26 protein-coding genes and 1 riboswitch are annotated in these 26,990 nt (G+C 53.1%); of the genes, 13 read left to right on the forward strand and 13 right to left on the reverse strand.

Features of this window, described 5'->3' with window-relative positions; translation table 11 throughout:
• Nucleotides 1–60 precede the first annotated feature (60 nt).
• The 6 genes from E2L00_RS18515 to E2L00_RS18540 all read right to left on the reverse strand — a co-directional run bounded on the left by E2L00_RS18515 (nt 61) and on the right by E2L00_RS18540 (nt 4,520).
• Nucleotides 61–885, reverse strand: coding sequence for a PTS system mannose/fructose/sorbose family transporter subunit IID (locus E2L00_RS18515; RefSeq protein ID WP_167614317.1), 825 nt, complete (start codon nt 883–885; stop codon nt 61–63).
• A gap of 11 nt (nt 886–896) precedes the next feature.
• Entirely contained in the window at nt 897–1,694 is a 798-nt protein-coding gene (locus tag E2L00_RS18520; protein ID WP_167614319.1) for a PTS mannose/fructose/sorbose transporter subunit IIC, read from the reverse strand.
• 91 nt (nt 1,695–1,785) lie between these two features.
• Nucleotides 1,786–2,280: a PTS sugar transporter subunit IIB gene (locus E2L00_RS18525; protein ID WP_167614321.1), complete on the reverse strand. Its 495-nt coding sequence runs from the start codon at nt 2,278–2,280 to the stop codon at nt 1,786–1,788.
• A complete protein-coding gene (locus E2L00_RS18530) occupies nt 2,280–2,687 on the reverse strand; it encodes a mannose/fructose/sorbose PTS transporter subunit IIA (RefSeq protein ID WP_167614323.1) in 408 nt (135 codons plus the stop codon). Before E2L00_RS18530 ends, E2L00_RS18525 begins: the two co-directional genes overlap by 1 nt.
• Nucleotides 2,688–2,696: 9 nt before the next feature.
• Entirely contained in the window at nt 2,697–3,500 is an 804-nt protein-coding gene (locus E2L00_RS18535; protein ID WP_167614325.1) for an SDR family oxidoreductase, read from the reverse strand.
• A gap of 66 nt (nt 3,501–3,566) precedes the next feature.
• Nucleotides 3,567–4,520: a sugar-binding transcriptional regulator gene (locus E2L00_RS18540; RefSeq protein WP_167614327.1), complete on the reverse strand. Its 954-nt coding sequence runs from the start codon at nt 4,518–4,520 to the stop codon at nt 3,567–3,569.
• 343 nt (nt 4,521–4,863) lie between these two features.
• Between E2L00_RS18540 and rluF the strand changes: the two genes are divergently transcribed.
• Complete coding sequence (gene rluF / locus E2L00_RS18545) at nt 4,864–5,736, forward strand: 23S rRNA pseudouridine(2604) synthase RluF (protein ID WP_167614329.1); 873 nt, start codon at nt 4,864–4,866, stop codon at nt 5,734–5,736.
• Here rluF and E2L00_RS18550 read toward each other — a convergent pair whose 3' ends face one another.
• Together E2L00_RS18550 and modD are read right to left on the reverse strand one after the other, a co-directional pair.
• On the reverse strand, nt 5,737–6,009 hold the full coding sequence (locus E2L00_RS18550) for a YjbD family protein (RefSeq protein WP_167614331.1): 273 nt from the start codon (nt 6,007–6,009) through the stop codon (nt 5,737–5,739).
• 154 nt (nt 6,010–6,163) lie between these two features.
• Complete coding sequence (gene modD / locus E2L00_RS18555) at nt 6,164–7,021, reverse strand: ModD protein (protein ID WP_167614333.1); 858 nt, start codon at nt 7,019–7,021, stop codon at nt 6,164–6,166.
• Nucleotides 7,022–7,324: 303 nt separating this feature from the next.
• On the opposite strand from modD, the gene modA reads away from it, so the two are divergent.
• The 3 genes from modA to E2L00_RS18570 are packed head-to-tail and all read left to right on the forward strand — an operon-like array spanning nt 7,325 to nt 9,532.
• Nucleotides 7,325–8,077, forward strand: coding sequence for a molybdate ABC transporter substrate-binding protein (gene modA / locus E2L00_RS18560; RefSeq protein WP_167614335.1), 753 nt, complete (start codon nt 7,325–7,327; stop codon nt 8,075–8,077).
• Between the two features lie 32 nt (nt 8,078–8,109).
• On the forward strand, nt 8,110–8,895 hold the full coding sequence (locus tag E2L00_RS18565) for an ABC transporter permease (protein ID WP_167614337.1): 786 nt from the start codon (nt 8,110–8,112) through the stop codon (nt 8,893–8,895).
• Nucleotides 8,879–9,532, forward strand: a complete 654-nt coding sequence (locus E2L00_RS18570) for an ABC transporter ATP-binding protein (protein WP_167614339.1) — start codon at nt 8,879–8,881, stop codon at nt 9,530–9,532. The genes E2L00_RS18565 and E2L00_RS18570 overlap by 17 nt, the downstream gene beginning before the upstream one ends.
• 26 nt (nt 9,533–9,558) lie before the next feature.
• Here the strand turns inward: E2L00_RS18570 and panS are convergent, their stop codons facing one another.
• Both panS and lysC read right to left on the reverse strand, forming a co-directional pair.
• The gene (panS, locus tag E2L00_RS18575) at nt 9,559–10,506 is read right to left on the reverse strand and encodes a ketopantoate/pantoate/pantothenate transporter PanS (RefSeq protein WP_167614341.1); all 948 of its coding nucleotides are present in this window, start codon (nt 10,504–10,506) and stop codon (nt 9,559–9,561) included.
• Between the two features lie 245 nt (nt 10,507–10,751).
• Nucleotides 10,752–12,113 carry a lysine-sensitive aspartokinase 3 gene (gene lysC, locus E2L00_RS18580; protein WP_167614343.1) on the reverse strand — a complete coding sequence of 454 codons (1,362 nt, stop codon included), beginning with the start codon at nt 12,111–12,113 and terminating at the stop codon, nt 10,752–10,754.
• 109 nt (nt 12,114–12,222) lie between these two features.
• Nucleotides 12,223–12,415, reverse strand: a riboswitch (Lysine riboswitch).
• 161 nt (nt 12,416–12,576) lie between these two features.
• On the opposite strand from lysC, the gene pgi reads away from it, so the two are divergent.
• The 6 genes from pgi to psiE all read left to right on the forward strand — a co-directional run bounded on the left by pgi (nt 12,577) and on the right by psiE (nt 18,993).
• Nucleotides 12,577–14,226, forward strand: coding sequence for a glucose-6-phosphate isomerase (gene pgi, locus E2L00_RS18585; protein WP_167614345.1), 1,650 nt, complete (start codon nt 12,577–12,579; stop codon nt 14,224–14,226).
• A gap of 369 nt (nt 14,227–14,595) precedes the next feature.
• Complete coding sequence (yjbE, locus tag E2L00_RS18590) at nt 14,596–14,841, forward strand: exopolysaccharide production protein YjbE (RefSeq protein WP_167614347.1); 246 nt, start codon at nt 14,596–14,598, stop codon at nt 14,839–14,841.
• 63 nt (nt 14,842–14,904) lie between these two features.
• Nucleotides 14,905–15,543 carry a YjbF family lipoprotein gene (locus tag E2L00_RS18595; protein ID WP_167614349.1) on the forward strand — a complete coding sequence of 213 codons (639 nt, stop codon included), beginning with the start codon at nt 14,905–14,907 and terminating at the stop codon, nt 15,541–15,543.
• A complete protein-coding gene (locus tag E2L00_RS18600; protein ID WP_167614351.1) occupies nt 15,540–16,274 on the forward strand; it encodes a capsule biosynthesis GfcC D2 domain-containing protein in 735 nt (244 codons plus the stop codon). Before E2L00_RS18595 ends, E2L00_RS18600 begins: the two co-directional genes overlap by 4 nt.
• Entirely contained in the window at nt 16,274–18,370 is a 2,097-nt protein-coding gene (locus tag E2L00_RS18605; protein WP_167614353.1) for a YjbH domain-containing protein, read from the forward strand. The genes E2L00_RS18600 and E2L00_RS18605 overlap by 1 nt, the downstream gene beginning before the upstream one ends.
• Nucleotides 18,371–18,585: 215 nt before the next feature.
• Complete coding sequence (gene psiE / locus E2L00_RS18610) at nt 18,586–18,993, forward strand: phosphate-starvation-inducible protein PsiE (protein WP_167614355.1); 408 nt, start codon at nt 18,586–18,588, stop codon at nt 18,991–18,993.
• Nucleotides 18,994–19,086: 93 nt separating this feature from the next.
• Here psiE and malG read toward each other — a convergent pair whose 3' ends face one another.
• The 3 genes from malG to malE form a co-directional block, all read right to left on the reverse strand.
• Complete coding sequence (malG, locus tag E2L00_RS18615) at nt 19,087–19,977, reverse strand: maltose ABC transporter permease MalG (RefSeq protein WP_167614357.1); 891 nt, start codon at nt 19,975–19,977, stop codon at nt 19,087–19,089.
• Between the two features lie 12 nt (nt 19,978–19,989).
• On the reverse strand, nt 19,990–21,534 hold the full coding sequence (gene malF, locus E2L00_RS18620) for a maltose ABC transporter permease MalF (RefSeq protein ID WP_167614359.1): 1,545 nt from the start codon (nt 21,532–21,534) through the stop codon (nt 19,990–19,992).
• A gap of 134 nt (nt 21,535–21,668) precedes the next feature.
• Entirely contained in the window at nt 21,669–22,859 is a 1,191-nt protein-coding gene (malE, locus tag E2L00_RS18625) for a maltose/maltodextrin ABC transporter substrate-binding protein MalE (protein WP_167614361.1), read from the reverse strand.
• 480 nt (nt 22,860–23,339) lie between these two features.
• Between malE and malK the strand changes: the two genes are divergently transcribed.
• The 3 genes from malK (at nt 23,340) to malM (ending at nt 26,906) form a co-directional block, all read left to right on the forward strand.
• The gene (gene malK / locus E2L00_RS18630; RefSeq protein WP_167614363.1) at nt 23,340–24,449 is read left to right on the forward strand and encodes a maltose/maltodextrin ABC transporter ATP-binding protein MalK; all 1,110 of its coding nucleotides are present in this window, start codon (nt 23,340–23,342) and stop codon (nt 24,447–24,449) included.
• Nucleotides 24,450–24,490: 41 nt separating this feature from the next.
• Entirely contained in the window at nt 24,491–25,810 is a 1,320-nt protein-coding gene (locus tag E2L00_RS18635) for a maltoporin (protein WP_167614365.1), read from the forward strand.
• A 142-nt stretch (nt 25,811–25,952) separates the two neighbouring features.
• On the forward strand, nt 25,953–26,906 hold the full coding sequence (malM, locus tag E2L00_RS18640) for a maltose operon protein MalM (protein ID WP_167614367.1): 954 nt from the start codon (nt 25,953–25,955) through the stop codon (nt 26,904–26,906).
• Nucleotides 26,907–26,990 lie beyond the last annotated feature (84 nt).

The following is a 26,990-nucleotide window of genomic DNA, read 5'->3' on the forward strand; positions in this document are numbered from 1 at the left end:
CCCCTTTATCTGTCGGGGTCAGCTTGTTGAAGTCGCCCCGGCTGCGCCGGAGCTAAATAATCAGGACAAGAAGCCCAGCGCGTTACCGATAATCCCTAAACCGAATAGGGCGAAGATCAGCCAGACCGGGTTAACTTTTTTGTTCAGCAGGCGCACCATCAGCAGCGTCAAACCCAAAGCCAGCAGGCCAGGGCAGAGCTGATCGAGGATGTTCTGTACGGTCATGGTGACGGTGGTGTTATCGGCACCCGGCGTTTGCGACACCACCAACGGCACGTTGATGGTGGTCCACTTAGTGACCAGCACGCCCATGACGAACAGGCCCAAAATCGAGGCGCCTTCGGTTAGTTTTTGCAGCAGATTGCCGCCCATATCGCTGACGATATTGACCCCTTTGCGAAAGCCGAGCTGCAGGCCATACCATTTCATTGCCAGACGTACCGCATTGAAAATAAAGAAGAACATCAGTGGTCCCAGAATGTTGCCGGAGAGCGCCAGCGAAGCGCCGAGGGCTGCGGTGATCGGGCGCAAGGTGCCCCAGACCAGCGGATCGCCGACCCCCGCCAGCGGCCCCATCAGCCCAACTTTGACGCCGTTAATTGCCCCATCGTCGATGGCTGCGCCGTTGGCGCGCGCTTCTTCCATTGCCGCCGTCACGCCCAGCACCGGGCCGCAGACGGCGGGCGTGGTATTGAAGAACACCAGGTGGCGTTTCAGCGCCGCCACCCGATCCTCTTTCAACGGATAGAGACGTTTGATCGCCGGGATCATGTCGTAGCAAAACCCGAGGCCGTGGATGCGTTCGAAGTTGAAAGAGGCCTGTTGCAGGTTGGAGCGCAGAAAGATGCTAACCAGGTCGCCTCGTGTGAGTTTTTTCGGTTCCATAACGGACTCCATCAGTCGTCAAGTTGGTCAAGGGCGGTGGAAGAGGTGGCGGCCGGCTGGGGCTCAGCCTTGCGCCATTGCGGGTTCAGCTGGATGTAGATCAGCGCGATGATGACGCCCACGCCGCCGAAGGCCAGCAGGCTGAAATCGAGGTAGCCTCCCGCCAGAAAACCGAGGAAAAAGAAGGGGGTCAGATATTTCACGCCCATCATGCGCAGGACCATGGCGTAACCCACCACCACAATGAACCCTCCGGCAATTTGCAGGCCGCGAGTGACAAATTCCGGGATGGCGTTCAGCATGTTGCTGACCATGTCGGCGCTGACAAACAGCGAGACCACCAGCGCCGGAATGGCGACGCGCAGCGCCTGGATACCCAGCGCCGAGATGTGCAGCATGTCGATCGTGCGGAAATGCGCTTCTTCCGCGGCCTTATCTGCCGCGTGTTGAAAGACCACGGTGATGGTGCGGGCGAAGACGGTTAACACCTGGCCTGCCGCCGCCACCGGCAGCGCGATGGCAATACCGGTGGCAATGCTTTGCTGGCCGACAATCACCAGAATGGCTGAAATAATGCTCGCCAGCGCCGAATCTGGCGATTGCGCGGCGCCGACATTCATCCAGCCGAGCGCGATCAGCTCCAGGGTGCCGCCGAGCATAATCCCGGTTTTTAAATCACCGAGGATTAATCCAATAATGGTACAGGCAATTAATGGACGGTGGGTCTGGAATTCATCCAGCACGCTGCCCATCCCGGCAATACAGGAAAATATAAATATGGCGATGATTTGTAGGGTACTTATTTCCATAATATGTCACCTTGAGGGTATAGGAATCCCTGCCTGTTACGGCATTAATACGGCGTCGTTCAGGCGCTCAGATTAATACAGGCGCTGCTTTTTATTCTGTAATGGATTGTTCTGCTATTTTATCAAAAATATTTATCGGTAGATCCGATGCGACGACGCGTAAATCCAGCTTCACGCCTGATTTATCCAGTTCGCGAAACGCATGAATATCCGCGTCATCTAATGATACCGCCTTGGTTAATTGTTTCTTGCCCGGGCGCCAGGCCATCCCGCCAATATTTAACGTGGCAATGTTCACGCCCTGACGGACCATCGTTAAGGCGTCCTGGGGATTAGTAAATAAATAAAAAACGGTCTCATTCTGGTATTGCGGATTGTGATAAACGGCAACCGCTTTTTCGAGATTAACAACGTTGACTTTCATCCCCGGAGGAGCGGCCTGGCGAAGTAAAGTCCGCCGCACCTCATCGTTATAGACCTCATCGTTGCAGATAATAATGCGCTGGGCGTTAGCCACTTTTGACCAGACGGTAGTGACCTGACCGTGGATCAGACGGTCATCAATACGGGCGAGCGTGATGTTCATCAGAAATCCTCCTCAATGGTTTCCGGTTGCCGCCAGACGACGCAGCACTGGCTGGCGATAGTGGTCAGGTGGTCGCATAAAGCCTCTGCGCTCATGGTCTCCTGGTTGTCCACCAGTTCCAGCGCCAGCGGTAAAGAGAGGCCGCTGATGACCCTAAGCAGCGGGTTTTTCATCGCCAGTCCGGCGGCGGCATTCCACGGGCTGCCGCACTGTAAATCCACGGCAATCAGCCACTCCTCATTACCGTGAGCACTCACTAACTTTTCCAGCTTAGCGGCGATGTCCTCGACATTTTCTTCCGGCGCAAACGCCACGGCACTGACCCTGACATCGCCATATACCATACGTACCGAATCGAGCATGGCGCCAGCCAGTTGACCGTGGGCGCAGAAAATAGCATTCACCATTTTGCTTCCTTAACCGCGGGATTTACCGCCGGCAATGTTAGTAGTTACTCCGGTTATGTAGCTGGCACGCTCTGACAGCAGATAGCAGACGTAGTCGGCTACCTCGCTCAGACGGCCGGATCGACCGATTGGAATAGCATTTTTGCTATATCCCGCGCGGAGCTGCTCGACGGTGATATTGCGGGTCCAGGCCAGCGCCTCTTCATATTCTGGCGTACGCAGCCCGGTTTTTTCGAGGATGCCTGGCGCAACGCCCACTACGCGAATGCCGTTTTTCCCCAGCTCTTTCGACCAGGAACGGGTGAAGCTATTCAGCGCCGCTTTGGTCGCGGCATAGCAGCTCTGGCCTTCCGAACCTTCCAGCCCGCTTTCCGATGAGACGTTAACAATGACGCCTTCGCGCTGCTTCACCATCTGCCGCGCCACCGCCTGCGACATTAAGAAAACCCCTTTCTGATTGATGTTGACCATTTTCTCGAAAGCGGCTTCATTTAACTCGTAGCGACCCGCCGGGGCTTTCTCATCGACCAGCAAACGCGGGAAATTCACCCCGGCATTATTTACCAGCCCATCAATACGCCCGTAGCGCTGAATAATCTGCTCTACGGTCTGGTTAACCTCGCTGGCGCTGGAGATATCCGTAGGCCAGAATCGGTACCGATCGCTATTCTGATATTTGTCGCCGCCGTGAATATCGGTCATCTGGATATTAGCCCCGAGATTTAATAATTCGTCAACGATCGCCAGACCAATTCCCGACGCGCCTCCGGTCACAATAATGATTTTGTTTTGTAGATTTAGCCACGTTTGCATAATAGTCTTCTCATTTTCAGATAAAAGGATCCCGCGCAGCGTGTGCTGCGTAAATAGAAAAAACTGTTACTTCAGTAATCGCTCTGCGGTTTCTCGATTCGTTATCAGACAATTAATATAACCACCGCGTAATGCGCCAATAATACCGGTATATTTTTCTTCCCCAATGGCGATACCTACGGAATAACGCGCCTGTTTTAATCTGGCGATATCAATGGAGAGCGTTTTTTCATTCATATTAGTTTCCACAGCGCTGCCGTTGATATCATAAAAGCGTGAGCAAATATCGCCGGCGACATGGCGAGTATTAAGATCATCGCTCTCTTCACTACCATAAAAAGCATGCCAGTTAGCGCCATTACGAATCGCCGGTGAGCCGATCCCCACCAGGGCGACGTCGAGATTTTCCCAGTAGGAGGAAATGGTCTGATAGTGCTGAGACTGCATGATGCCGTTGCGAATCAGGGTGTTTTCCAGCAGCGCCGGAAAGTCAGCCAGATGCGACTCGGCTCTGAGTCTGGCCGCCGCCCCGTAGGTCAGCGTGTTCACATGATAACGGCTCTCCAGTTTGCCGGAGGGCCCGCCGATAATCGGCACGCAAATAACCTGCCGCGACTGGCTGGCCTGCGGCAAGGTTTCGACCAGCGCCCGGACCGCTCGCCCCCAGGAAAAACCAATGATATCGCCCGGCTCAAGCAGGCGGTCGACCAGCTGAGCGCCATGTTGCCCGATGGTGTTTAGCTGGTCCTCTTCCTGCTGGGAGCTACAGGCAGCGACAACCGCCTCTTTGAGCCCAAATTTTTGCTTCAGCTGCTGCTCCAGCCACAGATTTTCGTTGTAGTCATAGTTGATGGCGATGGTGACAATACCCTGCTCGCGGCCGCGTTTCAGCAGGCGGCTGATGGTGGTGCGGTAAATACCCAGCTCGCGAGCAATCTGCGCCTGGGTCAGCTCCTGCTCATAATAGAGCTGGGCAACTTTTACGATTAAGCGGATATCATCGCTGTTTTCGATCCCCATCTTCGGACTCCTGCACATTTGTGCAAATGACATTTTTGCTCTCTTGATCTGATATAACCCCGTCAGTCACGGACGACAAAGCAATTTTTGCCCATTTCATCCGTGCAGAATGGTGGTTTATTTTGCACGTTTGCTTATGGGGCGGTCGGGAGATGGCACGTTTGTGCTGGCTAAGCTAATCAATTGATTTTACTTATTTTCACCAGCCAAAGTTGCAATACATCGCCCGGGACACTTTTGTGTAGAAAGGCGTGGCAGATCACATTTAGCGTCAGGGCGGAAATACGCGATTATTTTTGATCGCCCGCAGGCTGAGGTATATTTCGCTTTTACAGGAGAATTTATGCTGCCAGACTCATCAACCCGATTAAATAAATACATTAGCGAGAGCGGAATCTGCTCGCGTCGCGACGCCGATCGCTACATTGAACAGGGAAATGTTTTTATCAACGGCAAGCGCGCCGCGATAGGCGACCAGGTATTTGCCGGCGATGTGGTGAAGGTCAACGGTCAGCTAATCGAGCCCCGTGACGAAGACGATTTGGTGCTTATCGCGCTGAACAAGCCGGTGGGAATTGTCAGCACCACTGAAGACGGTGAAAAAGATAACATCGTCGATTTCGTGAATCACAGTAAACGCGTGTTTCCGATTGGACGCCTGGACAAGGATTCGCAGGGGCTTATCTTTCTGACTAACCATGGCGATCTGGTGAACAAAATTCTGCGCGCCGGGAACGACCACGAAAAAGAATACATCGTGACGGTTAACAAACCGGTGACCGACGAGTTTATTCGCGGCATGGGCGCAGGCGTGCCGATGCTTGGCACCGTGACTAAAAAATGCAAAGTGAAAAAAGAAGCGCCGTTCGTGTTTCGCATTACGCTGGTGCAGGGGCTTAACCGGCAAATCCGCCGTATGTGCGAGCATTTCGGTTATGAAGTCACAAAGCTTGAGCGTACCCGCATTATGAACGTCAGCATGAAAGGGCTGCCGCTGGGTGAATGGCGGGATTTAACCGACGATGAGCTGGTCGAGCTGTTTAAGCTTATCGAGAATTCGTCGTCCGAAGCGAAACCTGCGAAAAAACCGAAGGCCAAACCTGCTGCCGTGAAAAAGCCGGTCAGTAACGGCCCGAAGAGCACGGCAAAAACCCCGGCCGAGCTTGCTGCACGCAAACGCTTTGCCCAGCCCGGGCGCAAGAAGAAGGGGCGCTAGTTAGCGCTTCCCGCGGTTATGAGTATTGGCCGACCAGGACCAGGTCGCTGAGGTATCCGGTTTTAATGCTTTTTGTTTTTTAAGCTGGCGGGCTTTTTTGGCTGCCAGTTCACGCTCCGCCATCAGTTTGTCGATGTATTCTTTTTTGACGTGGTTGGTTTCTGAGTTGGTCAGAGGGCGACCTTCTGCGATACGTGCGCGGTCGAGCAGCGTTTTCAGTTCGCGTTGCTCACTTTCCGTCATGTCTTGCTGTGTCAGTCTTGCTGTGGACATCGTTGCGACCTCGTAAGGAAAGGATCTTCAGTGTAAAGCAAAGCGCTCTTTGGCTCAGTAAAAATAACGCTGTTTGCATATGCGATATAAGCGCTGGTTTTATCCTCTTTTCCTGAGACTAAGCGGCAGCTAAATCAGGCTTCGTTTCTTCACGTCAGGCTTTATTTTGTGTGGGTTGAAGAACGACGCGAATATCGGCTGGCGGCGCGTACCAGGGGGTCGAAGTAACAAACAGGTCTACGCCGCAATCAAGGTAATCGGGTAAGGTGGTTAAGTTGATGCCACCGGTTATCGCCAGTGTGCAACGGGGAGCAATAAGCTTCGCCTGTGCGGCTAGCCGCCGGGCCTGTGCCGGGGTGAATTTATCCAGTTGTAAGATATCGGGCTCTGCATGTAGCGCGGCCAGCGCCTCATCAGGGGAATCAGCTTCAACAGCAATCTTTTTTTCCGGTGAACGCTTGCGTAAAAACGAGATAGCCTGAACCCAGTTATCACCGTCTTCAAGGAAGCACCGGTGATTGGTAAACAGCAAAACGGTTTCCGCACTGCCTGCCCGGTGAATAAGCCCCCCGGCCGCAATGATGGCCTGCGTGCCAAGCAGCCTGGTGCCGGGGATGGCCTTACGGGTGCAGGCAATACGGCCCTCGGGCCTACGCGAGCGCAAAACAGAAAGCATATTTGCCGTACAGTCTGCTACGCCGCAGCTCCATTCGAGGAGATTCTGTGCCGCTTTCCAGCCCTGGTGAAGAGCATCCGCTCTGCCGGAGGCTCGCAGTAAGGTTTCGCCTGCCTCGACGTGGCTACCGTCTTCACATCGTGCGTCAATCTTTAACCCAAGGCTATGCAGCATTTGTGCCGCCGGAGTAATGCCGCTGACACATCCCCCGTGACGATGGTGGAATGCTATGGTGCCGGGGCGCGAACCTATCATCAGAGTGCGGGTGGTTAGATCCCCGCCCTGAATATCTTCAAGTAGCCATGCATCGGTCAATGTTTGAGGTATGTAAATCATGAGGTTTCCCGGCAGCGCTTATTTTATGCGTTCATCTAATAAATCGATTAAATAACGATATATATTCACATATATATTGCTGTTGGAATTGTTTAAGATCAAAAATAATAGATAAAAACCCGGCTAACCAGCACGGTGATAAATTTTTTAAAAGAGGAAGCAGGAAATGTCGCTAACCTTACGGGAAATTTTGTAGTGAAGTCACAACTGATGGTGATTATTATTGCTCATCGCTATGTAAAATATTATATAAGGGTGGTGGCAGTTGCCAGGCGGGCAATGCATTTAAACTGAGAGTTTTCCATGCACAGAATAATTATAAGTTTCTTCCTTACGCTTTCCTTTATTTTGAGTGCCAATGCCGCAAACGGAGCCGAGCTACATATGTATGCGGGCGCAGGGCTAAGACAGCCGGTTGACGACATTGTTAAACAGTTCGAACAAGCTACGGGCCACCGAGTGGTAATTGAATTCGGGGGATCCGGCCAGATTCTCACACGGTTTAATCTGACAAAGTCGGGGGATCTCTTTCTTCCTGGCTCAGCAGACTATGTTGAAAAATTACGGCAGCAAGGGCTGATAATATCCGCTCACCCGCTGGTTCTGCATACGCCTGTAATGGTCGTGAGAAAAAAGGCCGGTGCAAAAATTCAAACGTTGGCCGATCTGGCAAAAAGTAATTTGAAAATTGGTATGGGCGACCCAAAAGCCATTGCTTTAGGTAAAAGCGGTGAACAGCTGCTTGCTGCCAGCGGTTATGGACAAGCATTGAAAGAGAAAGTTGTGGTGCAGACCACCACTATTAAACAACTGCTTATTTATCTGTTGAAAGGCGATGTCGACGCCGCGGTAATCGGTCGTTCAGATGCCATACAGCATCAGGACTCGTTACTTATCTTACCTTCGCCAGCAGGAACGCCGGAAGAGGTAGCAACTATCGCCGTGCTTAAAACCAGTACCCAGAGTGATATCGCCGGGCAGCTTGCTGATTATTTTGTCTCAGAAAAGGGGATAAAGGCGTTTACCGATCGGGGCTATCTTTCTATCAAAAAATGAAATAAGCCTGACGACAACGAGTGAATAGGTAAATGGTAAGGCTAGTTCTAATCCCTTTGGCGCTGCTGCTTTTCCTGATTGCAGGATCGTTATTTTCATTGCTTACCCAGCTTAGCTTTAGCGAGTTCTTTCGGCTGCTGGCGGATGCAGAAATCCAGTATGCGCTGGCTTTATCACTTATTACCGCGTTAATTTCGCTGCTGTTGTCCACCGCCATTAGCCTGCCTGCTGCGTGGGCTATATGCCGGCTCTCTTTTCCGGGCAAGAGAGTGGTGAATATTCTTCTGGACTTGCCTATGGTGATGCCGCCGTTAGTGGTCGGTATTGGGCTGCTATTGCTGCTGGGCCAGCAGGGGTATATTGGCCAGCTTGTACCATCCCTTTCCCGATGGCTATTTTCGCCTTTTGGCATCGTTATTGCTCAGACCTATGTTGCGAGCTCAATACAAACACGCAATGCCTGTAGCGCCTTTATGTCCATTGCTCCGCAGTATATTCACACGGCTTATAATCTGGGGCTTACTCCTCTAAAAACGTTTTGTCTTGTTGAAATCCCACTGGTCTGGCGAGTTCTGTTAAGCGGTTGCGTCCTGGCTATGTCCCGTGCATTAGGTGAATTTGGCGCCACGCTGATGCTGGCTGGCGCAACACGAATGAAAACGGAAACCCTTCCCGTTGCCGTATTCCTGAATATTGCCAGCGGAGAATTCTCTTTGGCGGTAGGCTGTGCGCTATTGCTTATATTTCTTTCCGTATTTTTGTTGATTTTTCTCCATTTGTTGCAGCAAAGAGGGAGAGAGAATGTTAAGGGTACATAACCTTTCTTGTGGAATTGTTAAGCGGGTTAGTTTCTCCGTTGAATATGGAACCTGCCTCGCGCTATGCGGACCTTCCGGCAGTGGAAAAACTACTTTGCTGAACGCTATTGTGGGGAATATTGGCTACCAGGGTTCGGTATCTATCGCGGGGCGCTGCATGGATAATCTTCCCATCTGGCGACGCCCGTGTCGTTATTTGAACCAGCAATTACATTTATTTCCTTTTTTATCGGTTGAGAACAATTTGCGGCTTGCACAGTACGCGGCTGGAAAGCCGCAGGAAAAACAAAAAAGGGCCGCGTTGTTGCAATTGCTGGAAATAGACCATCTGGCAAAAAGTTATCCGGCACGGATATCGGGAGGGGAACAACAACGAGTGGCCCTGGCGCGGGCATTAATTAGTGAACCCGGCATTCTGCTGCTGGATGAACCGTTTTCCAGCCTCGACTGGCCGGTCAGGCTTCGGCTATGGACGAAGATAAAGGCCATACAGCGTATTTACTCGGTAACGATTCTGCTGGTTTCCCACGAGCCCAGAGAAATTGAGGCGCTGGCCCAGCAGCAGTTGAACCTGCGCAATGGCCGCCTTCAATGGTCCGATATTAAAGAAGAGGCCTTCGAAAAGGCCTCATCGTGAACGCTGGGCAGGCTAGCGGCTCACTATCAGGCACGGCGTTTTTTCAAACGCTCATCTTTTTTCTTATCAATCGGCTTACCGGACCAGTAGCCCGCCAGCAACGAGCCGGAAAGATTGTGCCAGACCGAGAACAGCGCGCCCGGCAGGGCAGCCAGTGGCGAGAAGTAAATTTTGCCGAGCGTAGCGGCAAGGCCGGAGTTTTGCATTCCTACCTCAATGGCCAGCGTGCGGCAGGTTGACTCATCGAACCCAAACAGGCGCCCGCCCCAGTAACCGCTCAGTAACCCAATGCCGTTATGCAAAATCACGGCGACGATAACCATCAGGCCCACGGAGGCGATATTCCCTGCGCTGCCGGCGACCACGGCGCTGATAATCGCCAGAATGCAGACCATCGAAAACGCCGGCAGATAAGGCTCCACCCGTTTCACAAGGCGCGGGAAAAGGTGATGAATAATTAAACCAAGCCCGATGGGGATCACCACGATTTGCAGAATGCTCACCAGCATACCCATTACATCCACTTTGATATCCGCATCGACATAAAGCCTGGTCAGCAACGGCGTGGCGAATACGCCGACCAGCGTTGAAACGGAAGAGATCGTCACCGAAAGTGCCACATCGCCTTTGGCCAGATAGATCATCACGTTTGAAGCTGTACCGCTTGCCACGCTGCCCACCAGCACCATTCCGGCAGACAGATCGGGCGGCATATGGAACAGCTTCGCCAGTGCCCAGGCGGCCAGCGGCATAATCAGATAGTGAAGAAACGTGCCTGCCGCTACGGGAGCCGGGCGTGAGAGCACGCGTTTGAAATCATCTATATGCAGATGCACACCCATGCCGAACATGATCAGCATCAACAGCGTGCTGACCCACGGGCCGATGGGGGTGAACGTGCCGGGAGTGTAATAAGCGAGTACAGACAGCAGCACCGCCCAGAGCGGGAAGAGCCGGGTTAATGTCGCGAGCATAAGAAGATCCTTGCAAGTGTTTGTTGTGTTGTTTTTGGTTATAAAAATGCCGGGAGCGAGCCCGGCACCGGAATGCTGATAATGCTTTTTGCCATAAAAGTACTTTACACCGTACTAATAAAAGCAAGGGACTGTATTTCCTGGTTTATCCCAGCTACCCAAAAAACCACGTCTTTCGGGTAGTTGTCACCAATTTAATGCCGGGAGCGAGCCCGGTACTGATATTCATCGCATGAGTAGAATTTTTATTCAAACAGATTGTGATGCAGTTTCTGCACGACTTGTTCAGCGTCGCCGCCCGGTACCAGGAAACAGAGGTTATAACTGGACGCGCCGTAGCAAATCATGCGGATGTTGAACGGGTCCAGTACGCCAAACACTTCTTTGCCCACGCCGCAGGCCTGAGAAAGTTTGTTGCCGATAATCGCAACCAGCGCGAGATTTTCTTCCACTTCCACACGGCACAGGGACGAAAGCTCCGTGAGTAATGATGTGGTCAGCAGGCTGGCGTCGGTAGAGGTTGAGCCGGTGGTATCCAGCGTCAGCGCCACGCTCACTTCAGAAGTGGTTATCAGATCGACCGAAATATTATGGCGCGCCAGAATGCTGAACACTTCCGCCAGGAAGCCGCGTGAGTGCAGCATATTGAGGCTATGCAGCGTCAGCAGCGTTTGTTTACGACGCAGGGCGAGGGCGCGGAACAGCGGCGGATTATCCGTTTCATTGCAGACCAGCGTGCCGCCCGCTTTAGGATCTTTGCTTGAGCCAACAAACACCGGAATATCGCAGCGTACCGCGGGTAGCAACGTGGCCGGATGCAGTACCTTCGCACCGAAAGTCGCCATCTCAGCGGCTTCTTCAAAACCAATTTTGTCGATGCGTTTTGCGGCCGGCACCACGCGTGGGTCGGTGGTGTAAATACCCGGCACGTCCGTCCAGATATCCACGCGGCTTGCATGCAGCGCTTCACCCAGCAGGGCAGCGGTGTAGTCGCTGCCGCCGCGCCCCAACGTCGTCGTACGACCTTTTTCTTCGCTACCGATAAAGCCCTGGGTAACCACGATTGACTGCGCCATTCGCGGCTGCAATTGCAGCTCTGTCAGCGCTGCCAGCGCGGCAATATCCGGCTCGGCACGGCCAAAGCGATCGTCGGTGCGCATGACTTTGCGGATATCGAACCACTGCGCATCTACGCTACGCTCACGCATGATCTCGACAAACAGCAGGGTGGACATCAGTTCGCCGTGGCTAACCAGCTCGTCAGTCAGGGCGGCAGAAGTGGCCAGCGAGGCTGCCTCTGCAAGCGTGGTGATGTTTTCGAGCAGACGCTCAATTTCTTCGCGGATCACCTGTGGATTGCTCAGCCGCTCGACGATGTCATATTGAATTTTGCGAATGGCATCGAGCTTTACGAAACGTTCTGTTGCTTCCAGCCCTGCGGCCAGCGCAACCAGCAGGTTGGTGACGCCCGCAGAAGCGGAAAGGACAACCAGGCGAACCTTTTCATCGGAGAGTACAACGTCGGCGCTGCGGTTCATGGCGTCGAAATCGGCGACGCTGGTGCCGCCAAATTTGGCAACGACGATTTGTGGGAATGCGTGAGTCATAACTACCTCGTGTCAGGGGGCCATTCTTATGGCGACAAATTTTCAGCCTTGGCACAAGGGAAGAGCGGGAAACGGGGCAGACGTAGAAGAGAAGTTCTGAACTACGGATACACCCAGAAGCGCCCCACCTTGCGAAACGTCCGACTGCCGAACGCTTCTGGTGACAACCCAGGGGATTCAGCCCCTGTGGCCGATAATGCACATTGCCGATGTGCCTTACCTCGGCGCCGCTCCCCCTCGTATGCCGTCTGCGGATTGGCTCCTCAAACACACTACCTGGGCGACGCGCCTCTTCTGGCTTGCTCCAGCAGGAGCAAGTAGCCCCATACAAATAAAATGTTACGCCTCTGTTGTCAATGATTAGAAGGTGTGGATTGTTCATGCGCACAAAAATCATCACAAAATCCGTTGGGAGATATACAATTGACCGCAGTCACAATTCTCAAATCAAAAGGGTAACGCTATGAAAAATATCAACCCAACGCAGACTGCTGCATGGCAGGCTTTACAGGCGCATTTTGACGAAATGAAAGACGTCACTATCGCCGAGCTTTTCGCGCAGGATGCCGATCGTTTCGGCAAGTTTTCCGCAACGTTCGATGATTTAATGCTGGTCGATTATTCCAAAAACCGCATCACCGCGGATACCCTCGCTAAGCTGCAGGCGCTGGCAAAAGAGACCGATCTGCAGGGCGCTATCAAGTCGATGTTTTCCGGTGAAAAAATCAACCGTACCGAAGACCGCGCCGTGCTGCACGTTGCCCTGCGTAACCGTAGCAATACCCCAATCATGGTGGATGGCAAAGATGTGATGCCGGAAGTGAACGCGGTGCTTGAGAAGATGAAAACCTTCTCTGAAAGCATCATCAGCGGCAGCTGGAAGGGTTACACAGGTAAAGCGATTACTGACGTTGTGAACATCGGTATCGGCGGTTCCGACCTTGGTCCGTTTATGGTGACCGAAGCGCTGCGTCCTTATAAAAACCACCTCAATATGCACTTTGTGTCCAACGTCGATGGCACCCACATCGCCGAAGTGCTGAAGAAGGTTGATCCAGAAACTACGCTGTTCCTGGTCGCTTCCAAAACCTTTACCACGCAAGAAACCATGACCAACGCCCACAGCGCGCGTGACTGGTTCCTGAAAACCGCTGGCGACAACAAGCACGTAGCGAAACACTTCGCCGCGCTGTCCACCAACGCGAAAGCGGTTGGCGAGTTTGGTATCGATACGGCGAATATGTTCGAATTCTGGGACTGGGTTGGCGGTCGTTATTCCCTCTGGTCTGCGATTGGCCTGTCTATCATCCTGTCCGTGGGTTATGACAATTTTGTTGAGCTGCTAAGCGGCGCGCATGCGATGGACAAACACTTCGCAAACACCCCGGCAGAACAGAACCTGCCGGTACTGCTGGCGCTGATTGGCATCTGGTACAACAATTTCTTCGGCGCAGAAACCGAAGCGATTCTGCCTTACGATCAGTATATGCACCGCTTTGCCGCTTATTTCCAGCAGGGCAATATGGAATCCAACGGTAAATACGTTGACCGTAACGGTGCGGCTGTTGATTACCAGACCGGCCCAATTATCTGGGGCGAGCCGGGAACCAACGGCCAACACGCGTTTTATCAGCTGATTCACCAGGGCACCAAAATGGTTCCCTGCGATTTCATCGCGCCCGCAATCTCGCACAACCCACTTTCCGATCACCATCCTAAACTGCTGTCTAACTTCTTTGCACAGACTGAAGCGCTGGCGTTTGGTAAATCCCGCGACGTGGTTGAGCAGGAATACGCCGATCAGGGTAAAGATCCAAAAGCCCTGGAACACGTTGTGCCGTTCAAAGTATTTGAGGGTAATCGCCCAACCAACTCCATCCTGCTGCGTGAAATCACGCCGTTCAGCCTGGGAGCGCTGATTGCGCTGTATGAGCATAAGATCTTTACCCAGGGTGCAATCCTGAATATCTTCACCTTTGACCAGTGGGGCGTTGAGCTGGGCAAACAGCTGGCAAACCGCATCCTGCCGGAACTGGGCGATGATAAGCAGGTTGGCAGCCACGACAGCTCTACCAACGCATTAATTAACCGTTATAAATCCTGGCGCGCGTAATAAGCTAAGCGCATAATGAAATAAGCCGGTAAATATACCGGCTTATTTATGAGATTAATCCCCTTGTCTCCTTATAGGCACAAATCCTTTCGATAAGGTTAATCCTAAAAATATCAGTGTCCGGGTAATTTATAGGGGTTATTTTCAGATTTGTTAGATCATACTTTTTATTTATAATCCTATTAATTGCTTGTTTTTATTGTACTTTAGTTATTAAGGCTAACGGTAAAATTATTATTTTTACCACTTGTCTTAAAACTTCCCCTCTATTTCCCCATCACCCTAATTGTCATCTCTTGTTGTGTATACTCGATCCCGCCTGAAACCTTTTTAGGCAAACCTCCATTCATTCAATGAAGGGAAATTGTTATGAAGAAAGTTATTTATGGCGCTTTAGCCATATTCACGCTGGCAGCGGCTGGCGCGGCGAGTGCTGACCCGGTTGCTGTGGGTGAGGCCGCTGGCGCGCAAGCAACGAATGTGTCCGCAGGGAGTTCTACTGCGACCAGTGCCAGCACTGTCGGGTCTGCGGTGGGGGTAGCGCTTGCTGCAACCGGTGGCGGTGACGGTTCTAATACCGGGACTACCACGACCACGACGACCAGCACCCAGTAATTTCACCGGTGCTTTAATCCTAACCACACTTCGGTGTGGTTATTTAGCCTTCGGGGACACGTCGTGCAGCGACTTTCAATCCTTCTTATTTGCCTGTTACTTCAGGCTTGTTCCGCTACCACCAAAAGCCTCAGCTCTTCGCTGTGGCACAGCATCGTTGGTAGTGACGGCGTGCAGCTTACCGATGACGATATTCAGAACATGCGCTACGCCAGCCAGTACATGAGCATTAATAACGGCCCGCAGCTTTTTGTGGTGCTGGCGTATGACGAAAACGGCCAGCAAAAATGGGTGACGCAGGACCGGGCGACAATTGTCACCCAAAACGGACGCGTGGTGAAAACGGTCGGCCTTGGGGACAATCTCCAGCAGGTCACTAACCTTGCCGACGATCCGCTGGCGAAGGTGAACCAGATTATTGACGGTGCAGGCTGGACGCGGCAGATGGCCTGGAGCGAACACCAGCAGGCGCGCATGGCTACAGCGCGTTCCATCTTCAGCTGGGACGGCACCGACACGCTAAAAGTTGGCAGTAACGTGACGCCGGTTCGCGTACTTGACGAAGAGGTCACCGCAGCGGGCACCGCCTGGCACAACCGTTACTGGGTGGATGATGCTGGTAAGATTCGCCAGTCAAAACAATACATTGGTCCGGATTACTGGCCGATTACCACGGTTCTGTTGAAGGCGGCAAAAGAATGAAAATAAAAGCCCTCGCGTTGTTATTAACGCTTAGCAGCACGCTTTCATACGCAGCAGGGAGCGTGACCGTTTATCCCGGCGATCGTCAGCCGCCGCAGAATTTAACCAACGTTGAGCGCCTCGCCGATTTAGTTACCCAGCCTTCGCTCAGCCGCGCCTGGTGGCCGGGAGCCGTCATTAGCGAGCGGCAGGCAACTGCCGCCGCCGAACAGCAGCATCAGAAGCTGTTAGCGGCTTTAAGCAGCTTCGCAGCACAGGAAGACGGTGATGATGCTGCGGCCATCAACAGCCTGCGCCAGCAGTTGCAGGCCATCAAAGTGACGGGACGACAGTTTGTCACGCTCGATCCGGACTGGGTGCGAGTACGTCCTCGTTCCAACGTTACCCTGCTTGGGGATTATAGCCTGTGGGCCGGGCCGCAGCCCACGACCATCACCCTGATGGGGTTGGTGAGTTCGCCGGGCGTGAAGCCTTTCGTTGCGGGACGCAGCGCGGATGAATATCTGGCAGACGTAAACACATTGAGCGGTGCCGATCGCAGCTACGCCTGGGTGGTTTATCCCGATGGTAAAACTGAAAAAGCGCCGGTTGCTTACTGGAATAAGCGCCACGTGGAATTACTGCCGGGCAGCATTCTCTTCGTCGGTTTTTCCGAGCGCCTTTTCGATTCTGATTTTAATGAACTGAACCAGCAAATCCTTACTTCCCTGACCCATCGGATACCGGATTGATGAAAAAAAAATATCTCTATAGCCTGCTGGCGCTGGCCGTTTCAACGGCCTGCCACGCCGAAACCTTTCCGGCTCCCGTTGGCCCGTCGCAATCTGACTTTGGCGGCGTGGGCCTGTTGCAAACCCCGACTGCACGCATGGCGCGAACCGGCGAGTTCAGCGCTAACTATCGCGATAACGATCAATACCGCTTCTATTCTGCTTCTATCCAGCTTTTCCCGTGGCTGGAAACGACGCTGCGCTATACCGACGTACGGACTAAACAGTACAGCTCGGTAGAGGCGTTTTCCGGCGACCAGACTTATAAAGACAAGGCTTTTGATATGAAAGTCCGTCTGTGGGAGGAAGGATATTACCTGCCGGAAGTCTCTGTCGGCATGCGTGATTTAGGGGGAACGGGCCTGTTCGACGGCGAATTCGTGGTGGCGAGCAAAGCCTGGGGACCGTTCGATTTTTCCCTCGGCATGGGCTGGGGCTACATGGGCACCAGCGGCAATGTGAAAAACCCGTTCTGTGAAGCCAGCAACGGCTTCTGCTATCGCGACAACAGCTACAACCAGGCAGGTTCGTTCGATTTTGGCGGCATGTTCCACGGCCCGGCCTCGTTGTTTGGCGGCGTTGAATACCAGACGCCGTGGCAGCCGCTGCGCCTGAAGCTGGAATATGAAGGCAACAACTACGCGCAAGACTTTGCCGGGAAGCTCGAACAGCGCAGCAACTTTAACGTCGGCGCTATCTATCGCGTCACCGATTGGGCCGACGTTAACGTCAGCTATGAGCGCGGCAATACCCTTATGTTTGGCTTCACCCTGCGAACAAACTTCAACGACCTGCGTCCGGGTTATAACGATAATCGCCGTCCGCAATACCAGCCGAATCCGCAGGACGAAATCCTGCAGCACAACGTTGTCGCCAACCAGCTTACGCTTCTCAAGTACAACGCGGGCCTTGCGAACCCGAATCTTCAGGTAAAAGGCGACACGATGTACGTGACCGGCGAACAGGTGAAATACCGCGATTCCCGTGAAGGTATCGAACGCGCCAACCGCATCGTGATGAACGATTTGCCGGAAAATATCCGCACTATCCGCATCACTGAAACGCGTCTGAACATGCCGCAGGTGACGACCGAAACGGATGTTTCCAGCCTGCGTCGTCATCTGGAAGGCGAGCCGCTGGGACACGAAACGCAGCTGGTGCAAAAACGCGTGGAACCGGTGGTGCCCGAGAAAACCGAACAGGGTTATTACATCGACAAATCCAGCGTGAACTTCTCGCTAAACCCGGTGCTTAATCAATCCGTTGGCGGGCCGGAAAGCTTCTACATGTACCAGGTGGGCGTAATGGGAACCGCCGACTGGTGGGTGACGGATCACCTGCTGACCACCGGCAGCGTGTTTGCCAACCTGGCGAATAACTACGACAAGTTCAACTACACCAACCCACCAAACGATTCGACGCTGCCGCGCGTGCGTACCCACGTTCGTGACTATGTGGAAAACGATGTTTATGTGAATAACCTACAGGCCAACTACTTCCAGTATCTGGGGAATAGCTGGTATGGGCAGGTTTACGGCGGCTACCTTGAAACCATGTACGGCGGGGCGGGTGCTGAGGTACTTTACCGTCCTGTGGACAGCAACTGGGCCATTGGGGCTAACGCGAACTATGTTAAACAGCGTGACTGGCGCAGCGCGCAGGACATGATGAAGTTCACCGATTACAGCGCACCGACCGGCCACCTGACGGGCTACTGGACGCCGCCGTTTGCCGATGATGTGCTGGTGAAACTGAGCGTCGGCCAGTATCTGGCGAAAGATAAGGGCGGCACGCTGGAAATTTCCAAACGCTTCGACAGCGGCATCGTGGTGGGAACTTACGCCACTATCACCAACGTCTCGAAACAAGAGTATGGGGAAGGGGACTTCACCAAAGGCTTTTACGTGAACGTGCCGCTGGATATCTTTACCTCGTCACCAACCCGCAGCCGCGCGCAGATTGGCTGGACGCCGCTCACCCGCGATGGCGGACAGATGCTGGGGCGCAAATTTGACCTGTACAGTATGACCAGCGATCGGAGCCTGAATTTCCGCTGATTTTACCCTCTCCCTGAAAGGGAGAGGGTAACAACTGGCGTCGTTTATTTTCTTCCTACCAGCCGGGGGATTAGCCTTTTGTTCTTCTCCCTCGCCCCTTTGCTGAGAAGGCCGGGGTGAGGGGAAATGTTCTCTTATATAAGTAAATAATCTGGATCAAGATCACATTTTCAACGTATAACAGCTTTTCGGGACCCCAACCTGAAGGTGCTGTTATGACGACTATCGCCCGCGTTGAGCTGATCTCCACCGTCTTACAAACGGTACTGAATCTGGGCCTGCTGACGCTTGGCCTGATCCTTATCATCTTCCTCGGTAAAGAAACCCTCCACCTTGCCAACGTGCTGTTTACCCCCAGCGAACAGGCCAGCAAATATCTGTTTATCGAAGGGCTGGTGGTCTACTTTCTCTACTTCGAATTTATTGCCCTGATCGTTAAATATTTCCAGTCTGGTTACCACTTCCCGCTGCGCTACTTCATCTATATCGGCATTACCGCCATCGTCCGGTTGATTATCATCGACCACAAACAGCCGCTGGACGTGCTGATCTATTCCGGGGCGATTTTGCTGCTGGTCATCACGCTGTGGCTGTGCAACAGCAGCCGACTGAAGCGGGAATAAAAAAGGGCGGCCCGTGGGCCGCCAGAAATGATACGAGGACAAATTGAGGGTTACAGTGGCATTTAAAATATAAAGCAACGACGTACAGAAAATTTAACCTTTTACTCCGCCAGCGGTCAGGCCGCCTACCAGCCAGCGCTGCGCCAGCAGGAACACCAAGGTAATCGGAATAGCGGACAGTACTGCTGCCGCAGCAAAGTCGCCCCACAGGTAGTTTTGCGGGTTGAGGTATTGCTGCATACCTACTGCCAAGGTGTAGCTGTTTACATCACGCAATAACAATGAAGCCACCGGCACTTCGGTAATCGCGGCGATGAACGACAGAATAAAGACCACCGCCAGAATCGGTACCGAGAGCGGCAGCAGCACCAGACGGAAGGCCTGCCACGGCGTTGCGCCATCCAGCGCTGCCGCTTCTTCAAGGGAGCCGTCGATGGTTTCGAAATAGCCCTTAATCGTCCAGACGTGCAGGGCGATGCCGCCAAGATAGGCGAAGATCACCCCGCCATGCGTATTTAAACCAATAAACGGAATGTACTGGCCGAGACGGTCAAACAACGCGTACAACGCAACCAGAGACAGCACCGCCGGGAACATCTGGAAAATCAGCATCCCTTTGAGCAGCGTAGCTTTGCCCGGGAAGCGCATACGGGCAAAGGCGTAGGCGCAGGTGGTGGAAAGCGCGACGATGCCAACCGCCGTAATCACCGCAATTTTGATTGAGTTCCATAGCCACAGCATGACCGGGAACGGCGGCGGCGTAACGCGTCCGTCGGCGTGCTCGACGCTAAATCCTAACGCCAGCTTCCAGTGTTCCCAGGAAACCTGGTCGGGAATAATGCTGCCGGTCGCAAAGTTACCCGGACGCAGTGAAATGGCGATAACCATCAGCAGCGGAAACATGATCGCCGCGATAAACAGCAGTAACAGCAGATGCGTGATGAACAAACGCAGCTTTTGTGATTTGGGTTGAACCATGGCCATGAGTGTCGCTCCTTAATCAAACTTCATGCGGGTGGCTTTCAGGTTAACAATCGCAAGCGCACCGACCAGCAGGAAGATAAGCGTCGCAATAGCCGCAGCTAAGCCGAAGTCCTGTCCGCCGCCGCCTTCAAAGGCGATGCGGTAGGTATAGCTCACCAGCAAGTCCGTATAACCGGCAGGCGTCGTGGTGCCGAGCCTGTCCGGGCCGCCGTTGGTTAACAATTGAATCAATACGAAGTTGTTAAAATTAAAGGCGAAGCTTGCAATCATCAGCGGCGTCAGCGGCTTGATCAGCAGCGGCAGCGTGATTTTAAAGAAATTCTGGAACGGACCTGCGCCATCCATTGCCGAGGCTTCGTAAAGGTCATCCGGAATCGCTTTAAGCAGGCCCATGCACAGGATCATCATGTACGGATAGCCCAGCCAGGTGTTGACGATAATGACCATCGAACGCGCGGTAGTCGGGTCGCTGAACCAGGCGGGTTTGACGCCGAACAGCGCGCTGAGCATCATGTTGATTTCACCGAAGCTCTGGTTGAACAACCCCTTGAAAATCAGAATAGAAATAAACGATGGCACCGCGTAAGGCAGAATCAACAGCACGCGATAAACCGCTTTGCCCTTCAGCGATTCCCACTGCACCAGACAAGCCAGTACCATGCCCACCGCTACGGTTAGCACAACCGTTAACAATGAGAAGATGATTGTCCAGACGAAAATAGCGAGGAACGGCTTCTGAATGCCTTCATCGTGGAACACGCGCAGGAAGTTTTTCCAGCCGATAGTGACGGTATAGCCGGGGCTTAGCTGCTCGTTACCCCAGTTGCCGTCGGCGTTAACGGACTGGTAAAAACCGATATCGTTGTTCGGGCGGTACTTCACGCCGCTTTGGTTATTAGTCAGCTCGCCGTTTTCACCCTGCGTATAGAGCGGGCGGGTACCGGAAAACTGGCGCAGGGAACTCATGACCAGCGTGCTGGCATCCGGCATTTCAGCGGTGATCTGCGTCAGCGCCTGGCGATTTTGCGTAATGATACGCAGGTTGGCTTTTTCGCCGCCGGGCAGCGCATCGGCTTCTTTGAGCTTCAGATGCTGCTCGCCGCCAAATTTGAAGCTATCGGAAATAAAATTCTTGCCGCTTTCGGCGTCGGTGAGGGCCAGCCGCCATTCGTCTTCCGCCGGATAGAGACCGAAGTTAAAAGTCTTACCTGCCTGATACTGACGGTCCATCAGCACCTGTTGCGTACGTTCCTGCGTGAGCTGATTGGTGCTGCTGTAGTTGGTAAAAGCGATAGCGATGGTACAGACCAGCGGAAACAGAACAAACAGCCCCATCCCGGCAAGCCCCGGATAAACATAACGCCAGGCATAAGCCTTGCGATTCGCATAAATGTATAAGCCAATAGAGCTTAAAATCAGCGTCATAATGGCAAAAAGGTACTCCCCCTGGGCGTACATTAAAACAACAAGATAGCCAACCAGTACGCCTGCCAGCCCGACCGTTGACCATTTCAACGCGTCGTTTTGCCACCAGTGGCTCTTTTTAACTACATCCATGGGGTCTTCCTCTACAACTCATCATCTGAAACCACCCTCACCCTAACCCTCTCCCCTGAAGGGAGAGGGGACAGATCGAGTTTAAATTTCACCCGCGCCCCTCTGGGGAGAGGGCCGGGGTAAGGGGGAATTACTTACTTGGTGATACGGCCCTGAGCATCTTTCATCGCGGCATCAACGGTCTGACGACCGCTTACTGCGTTGATAACTGCGGTACGAACGGCATACCAGAAGGCAGCCATCTGCGGAACGTTAGGCATGATTTCGCCTTTCTGGGCGTTGGCCATGGTGGCGGCAATACGTGGATCTTTCGCCAGTTGCTCCTGATAAGATTTCAGCGCAACGGCACCCAACGGCTTGTCTTTATTCACTTCAGCCAGGCCCTGATCGGTCATCAGGTAGTTTTCCAGGAACTCTTTAGCCAGCTCTTTGTTCGGGCTGGCGGCGTTAATACCGGCACTCAGCACGCCAACGAATGGTTTAGAAGGCTTACCTTTAAAGGTTGGCAGCAGCGATACGCCGTAATTGATCTTGCTCTTATCAATATTGGACCACGCCCATGGACCATTAATGGTCATCGCAGTTTCACCTTTATTAAAGGCGGCTTCGGCGATGGAATAATCGGTATCGGCATTCATGTGTTTATTTTTGATGAGATCAACCAGGAAGTTCAGGCCCGCTTTTGCCCCCGCGCTGTCGACGCCCACATCTTTTACATCGTATTTGCCGTTTTCGAGTTTGAACGCATAGCCACCGTCAGCGGCGATAAGCGGCCAGGTGAAGTAAGGTTCTTGCAGGTTGAACATCAACGCGCTCTTACCTTTCGCCTTCAGCTCTTTATCCAGCGCCGGGATTTCTTCCCAGGTTTTCGGTGGGTTTGGCACCAGATCTTTGTTGTAAATCAGGGAGAGCGCTTCAACCGCGACCGGATAAGCAATCAGCTTGCCGTTATAGCGAACCGCGTCCCAGGTAAACGGATACAGTTTGTCCTGGAAAGCTTTATCCGGCGTGATTTCAGCCAGCAGACCTGATTGCGCGTAACCACCAAAACGGTCATGAGCCCAGAAAATAATGTCCGGACCATCGCCCGTTGCCGCGACCTGCGGGAATTTCTCTTCCAGCTTGTCCGGGTGCTCGATGGTCACAGCGATCCCGGTGTCCTTCTCAAATTTCTTACCGACTTCAGCAAGGCCGTTGTAGCCTTTGTCGCCGTTAATCCAGATGACCAGTTTACCTTCTTCGATTTTTGCCAGTGCAGAGGCGGAAAACATCATCGTTGTCAAAGCTGACAAGGCGAGAATGCGGGCGCCGGTTTTAATTTTCATGTGTCCCATCCTTTTGAGTGGTGGTTTGCGCGATACCCGCCATTCTTCAAGCTGAAGGGGCATTGGCTACAGAAGCTCGCCCGAATCAGTTACTTAGGTAAGCTCATCAGGTTCTCTTCCCGGCCGCCTGGCTGCAACTTGAATGCTATAGGGTATAGGTAGAACGAATTGACGGGCTCAGTCTGCGGAGATGGCAAGCGCTTCTCATCCTCCTTCGGTCTACGCCCCACCCCTGTTTACTGTGATCTGCTTTGCATAACTGGCAATTATGTGTTCTGGCGCACATAAAACGTCACGGAAATTTGAAACCAGGATCACGAAAATCTCCCGTGGCGCCTGCAACCGGTTGCAGGAACACTCCTCTCATCCTCCCGCCTCCTCCCCCATAAAAAACCGTGGGGGTGGAGGATTTACACAATGTACTAATCCTTCATAGTCCGACACATCTTGATTTACCGGTAGTAATAGAGGGAGTAGTGCATGGCAAGCGTACAGCTGCGGAACGTCACAAAAGCCTGGGGCGATGTGGTGGTATCGAAAGATATCAACCTGGATATCCAGGAAGGTGAGTTCGTGGTTTTTGTCGGGCCTTCAGGCTGCGGTAAATCCACCTTACTGCGTATGATTGCTGGCCTGGAAACCGTTACCAGCGGTGATTTATTTATTGGCGAAAAGCGAATGAATGATGTGCCGCCCGCTGAACGTGGCATTGGGATGGTGTTCCAGTCGTATGCGCTCTACCCGCATCTGTCGGTCGCAGAAAACATGTCTTTTGGACTGAAGCTGGCCGGCGCTAAAAAAGACGAAATTAACCAGCGGGTCAATCAGGTTTCTGAAACTCTGCAACTCGCGCACCTGCTCGACCGCCGCCCTAAAGCGCTTTCTGGCGGACAACGTCAGCGCGTGGCGATTGGCCGCACGCTGGTGGCTGAGCCACGCGTGTTCTTGCTTGATGAACCTCTTTCTAACCTTGATGCGGCGTTGCGTGTGCAAATGCGTATCGAGATTTCCCGTCTGCACAAGCGTCTTGGACGCACCATGATTTACGTCACCCACGATCAGGTAGAAGCCATGACGCTCGCCGACAAGATTGTGGTGCTGGACGCGGGTCGTGTGGCGCAGGTGGGGAAACCGCTAGAACTTTATCACTATCCGGCAGACCGTTTCGTTGCGGGCTTTATCGGCTCGCCAAAAATGAACTTCCTGCCGGTAAAGGTGACTGCCACAGCAATCGATCAGGTGCAGGTTGAATTACCGAACCGCCAGCAGGTATGGCTGCCGGTGGAAAGTAGCCAGGTTCAGGTGGGTGCCAACATGTCGCTTGGCATCCGTCCGGAACACTTGTTGCCGAGCGATATCGCCGACGTCACGCTCGAAGGTGAAGTGCAGGTGGTAGAACAACTCGGCCATGAGACTCAGATTCACATCCAAATCCCCGCCATTCGTCAGAACCTGGTGTACCGCCAGAACGACGTGGTGTTGGTAAAAGAGGGTGCCACATTCGCTATTGGCCTGCCGCCAGAGCGTTGTCATCTGTTCCGTGAGGATGGCACTGCATGTCGTCGGTTGCATCAAGAGCCAGGCGTTTAAGCACTCCCATAAAAAAGAAAAGCAATGACTCAGGAGATAGAATGATGATTACTCTGCGCAAACTTCCACTGGCGGTTGCCGTAGCAGCAGGCGTTATGTCTGTTCAGGCGCTGGCGGTGGACTTCCACGGTTATGCCCGTTCTGGTATCGGCTGGACCGGTAGCGGCGGTGAACAACAATGTTTCCAGGCTACGGGTGCTCAGTCCAAGTACCGTCTTGGTAACGAGTGTGAAACTTACGCCGAAATTAAATTAGGTCAGGAAGTCTGGAAAGAGGGCGATAAGAGCTTCTATTTCGACTCCAACATTGCCTATAAATCCGATCAGTTAAACGACTGGGAAGATAGTTATACTCCAGCAATCCGTGAGTTTAACGTCGTCGGTAAAAACCTGATTGACGCGTTGCCTGGCGCCAATATCTGGGCAGGTAAGCGTTTCTACGGCCGTCATGACGTGCACATGATCGACTTCTACTACTGGGATATTTCTGGTCCTGGCGCGGGTATTGAAAACATTGACGTTGGCGCCGGTAAACTTGCTTTTGCCGCTACCCGTTCTTCTGAATCCGGCGGTTCTTCAGCGTTTGGCGATCGTGATCCGGCGACTGGCGAACGTACTTACAACAACAAAGTGCCAAATGACGTGTTCGACGTGCGTTGGTCCGGTCTGGAAGTTAACCCGGGCGGTACTCTGGAACTGGGCGTTGACTACGGTCACACCAATATTCCTGACGACTACTACCTGCAGCCTGGCGCTTCCAAAGACGGCTGGATGGGTACTATTGAACACACCCAGAGCATGCTGAAAGGCTACAACAAGTTTGTTGTCCAGTACGCTACTGACTCCATGACTTCGCAGGGCAAAGGTCAGGCGCAGGGTGGGAGTGTGAACAACGACGGCCACATGATCCGCGTTCTCGACCACGGTGCCGTTACTCTGGCTGACCGTTGGGATCTGATGTACGTCGGTATGTACCAGAACCTGGATATGGATGATAACCAGGGTACCGAATGGTACACCGTGGGCGTGCGTCCAATGTTCAAATGGACGCCAATCATGAGCACCCTGCTGGAAGTTGGCTACGACAACGTGAAATCCCAGGAAACTGGCGACCGCAACGGTCAGTACAAAATTACCCTGGCACAACAATGGCAGGCAGGCGACAGCATCTGGTCCCGTCCGGCACTGCGCGTCTTTGCAACCTACGCCAAGTGGGATGAGAAATGGGGCTATGCCAAAGACGGTAACGGTGATACTACCCGCTTCGCGATTGCCGACTCTAGCGGTAACGGCAACTTCTCTACCAGCCGCGGCGACAACGATGAGTTTACCTTCGGTGCCCAGATGGAAATCTGGTGGTAATACAGCAGTAATCTGATGTGAAAAATGAGGGGCTTGCCACTGAGCCCCTCGTTATTACCCTTGTATGCCAATATCTTTTTCAGGTGGAAAGCGCTATTGCCTGGCTAACCTTCCACCGAATTCCCATTCGAGGTTTATAACAATGAAAATGAAAAAAAGTCTCCTCGCGCTCTGCTTATCCGCAGGGTTGCTCGCAAGCTTACCTGCCGTAAGCCTGGCTGATGTAAATATCGTGCCACAGGATCTCAGCGCTGCACCGGCAATCCCTGCATCCGCATTACAGCAGCTACAGTGGACGCCGGTTAGCCAGAATAAAGCGTATACCACAAACCTTGCGACTGGCGGACAGTCCCTGAACGCGGGTGAAATTACCGGGCCGGTAGCGGCTTATAGCGTTCCGGCAAGCATCGGCGAACTGACGATCACCCTCACAAGCCGGGTTGCAAATAATTCGGTCTATGCGCCGAATGTATTAGTGCTGGATCAAAACCTGCATCCCGCAGCCTACTTCCCAAGCAGCTTCTTCGCCTACCAGGAGCCGGGCGTAATGGCCGACAACCGCCTGGAAGGGACGTTCAAACTGACCCCGGCGCTGGGACAACAGAAGCTCTATTTACTGGTCTTCACCACCGATAAAGATACAAAGCAAACCACAACGATGGTAGATCCGGCCAAAGCCTACGCCAAAGGTAACGGTAACGCGATCCCGGATATTCCAGATCCAATCGCGAGTCATGGTACGACCGGGAACCTGCAACTGAAGGTAAAAACCTCTTCAGGCTCCAGCATATTAGTTGGCCCGCTCTTTGGCTCTTCCGGCCCGGATCCGGTTACCGTAGGTAATACGGCCGCGCCTGCTACCGCTTACGCAGCACCGGCAACCGCTTATGCTGCTCCTGCCGCATCCACCGCTGCGCCAGCGGCGAAGAGCGAACCTATCCTGAACGACACGGAAAGCTATTATAACCAGGCCATCAAGCAAGCCGTGAACAAAGGGGACGTTGATAAGGCCCTGAAACTGCTGAATGAAGCCGAGCGTCTGGGTTCCACCTCCGCCCGTAAAACTTTTATCAGCAGTGTAAAAGGCAAGGGGTAAGCATTTCCCCACAGTGCTGATGCTTGTAAGATTGGTGCGCCCTCGTGGCGCACCCTTTTTTTACGTATAGCCTGCATGTTGCGC

The organism is Cedecea colo, assembly GCF_011808225.1.
Lineage (GTDB): Bacteria > Pseudomonadota > Gammaproteobacteria > Enterobacterales > Enterobacteriaceae > Dryocola > Dryocola colo.

Excerpts from the sequence above, each read along its gene's own strand:
- malG (WP_167614357.1), bottom strand. The coding sequence starts at position 19,977 with ATGGCCATGGTTCAACCCAAATCACAAAAGCTGCGTTTGTTCATCACG.
- malM (WP_167614367.1), top strand. The coding sequence starts at position 25,953 with ATGAAAATGAAAAAAAGTCTCCTCGCGCTCTGCTTATCCGCAGGGTTG.
- E2L00_RS18530 (WP_167614323.1), bottom strand. The coding sequence starts at position 2,687 with ATGGTGAATGCTATTTTCTGCGCCCACGGTCAACTGGCTGGCGCCATG.
- malF (WP_167614359.1), bottom strand. The coding sequence starts at position 21,534 with ATGGATGTAGTTAAAAAGAGCCACTGGTGGCAAAACGACGCGTTGAAA.
- malE (WP_167614361.1), bottom strand. The coding sequence starts at position 22,859 with ATGAAAATTAAAACCGGCGCCCGCATTCTCGCCTTGTCAGCTTTGACA.
- rluF (WP_167614329.1), top strand. The coding sequence starts at position 4,864 with ATGCTGCCAGACTCATCAACCCGATTAAATAAATACATTAGCGAGAGC.
- panS (WP_167614341.1), bottom strand. The coding sequence starts at position 10,506 with ATGCTCGCGACATTAACCCGGCTCTTCCCGCTCTGGGCGGTGCTGCTG.
- E2L00_RS18605 (WP_167614353.1), top strand. The coding sequence starts at position 16,274 with ATGAAAAAAAAATATCTCTATAGCCTGCTGGCGCTGGCCGTTTCAACG.
- E2L00_RS18570 (WP_167614339.1), top strand. The coding sequence starts at position 8,879 with ATGTTAAGGGTACATAACCTTTCTTGTGGAATTGTTAAGCGGGTTAGT.
- E2L00_RS18540 (WP_167614327.1), bottom strand. The coding sequence starts at position 4,520 with ATGGGGATCGAAAACAGCGATGATATCCGCTTAATCGTAAAAGTTGCC.
- E2L00_RS18535 (WP_167614325.1), bottom strand. The coding sequence starts at position 3,500 with ATGCAAACGTGGCTAAATCTACAAAACAAAATCATTATTGTGACCGGA.
- E2L00_RS18550 (WP_167614331.1), bottom strand. The coding sequence starts at position 6,009 with ATGTCCACAGCAAGACTGACACAGCAAGACATGACGGAAAGTGAGCAA.
- malK (WP_167614363.1), top strand. The coding sequence starts at position 23,340 with ATGGCAAGCGTACAGCTGCGGAACGTCACAAAAGCCTGGGGCGATGTG.
- E2L00_RS18520 (WP_167614319.1), bottom strand. The coding sequence starts at position 1,694 with ATGGAAATAAGTACCCTACAAATCATCGCCATATTTATATTTTCCTGT.
- psiE (WP_167614355.1), top strand. The coding sequence starts at position 18,586 with ATGACGACTATCGCCCGCGTTGAGCTGATCTCCACCGTCTTACAAACG.
- E2L00_RS18515 (WP_167614317.1), bottom strand. The coding sequence starts at position 885 with ATGGAACCGAAAAAACTCACACGAGGCGACCTGGTTAGCATCTTTCTG.
- pgi (WP_167614345.1), top strand. The coding sequence starts at position 12,577 with ATGAAAAATATCAACCCAACGCAGACTGCTGCATGGCAGGCTTTACAG.
- modA (WP_167614335.1), top strand. The coding sequence starts at position 7,325 with ATGCACAGAATAATTATAAGTTTCTTCCTTACGCTTTCCTTTATTTTG.
- modD (WP_167614333.1), bottom strand. The coding sequence starts at position 7,021 with ATGATTTACATACCTCAAACATTGACCGATGCATGGCTACTTGAAGAT.
- E2L00_RS18635 (WP_167614365.1), top strand. The coding sequence starts at position 24,491 with ATGATGATTACTCTGCGCAAACTTCCACTGGCGGTTGCCGTAGCAGCA.
- E2L00_RS18600 (WP_167614351.1), top strand. The coding sequence starts at position 15,540 with ATGAAAATAAAAGCCCTCGCGTTGTTATTAACGCTTAGCAGCACGCTT.
- lysC (WP_167614343.1), bottom strand. The coding sequence starts at position 12,113 with ATGACTCACGCATTCCCACAAATCGTCGTTGCCAAATTTGGCGGCACC.
- E2L00_RS18525 (WP_167614321.1), bottom strand. The coding sequence starts at position 2,280 with ATGAACATCACGCTCGCCCGTATTGATGACCGTCTGATCCACGGTCAG.
- E2L00_RS18565 (WP_167614337.1), top strand. The coding sequence starts at position 8,110 with ATGGTAAGGCTAGTTCTAATCCCTTTGGCGCTGCTGCTTTTCCTGATT.
- yjbE (WP_167614347.1), top strand. The coding sequence starts at position 14,596 with ATGAAGAAAGTTATTTATGGCGCTTTAGCCATATTCACGCTGGCAGCG.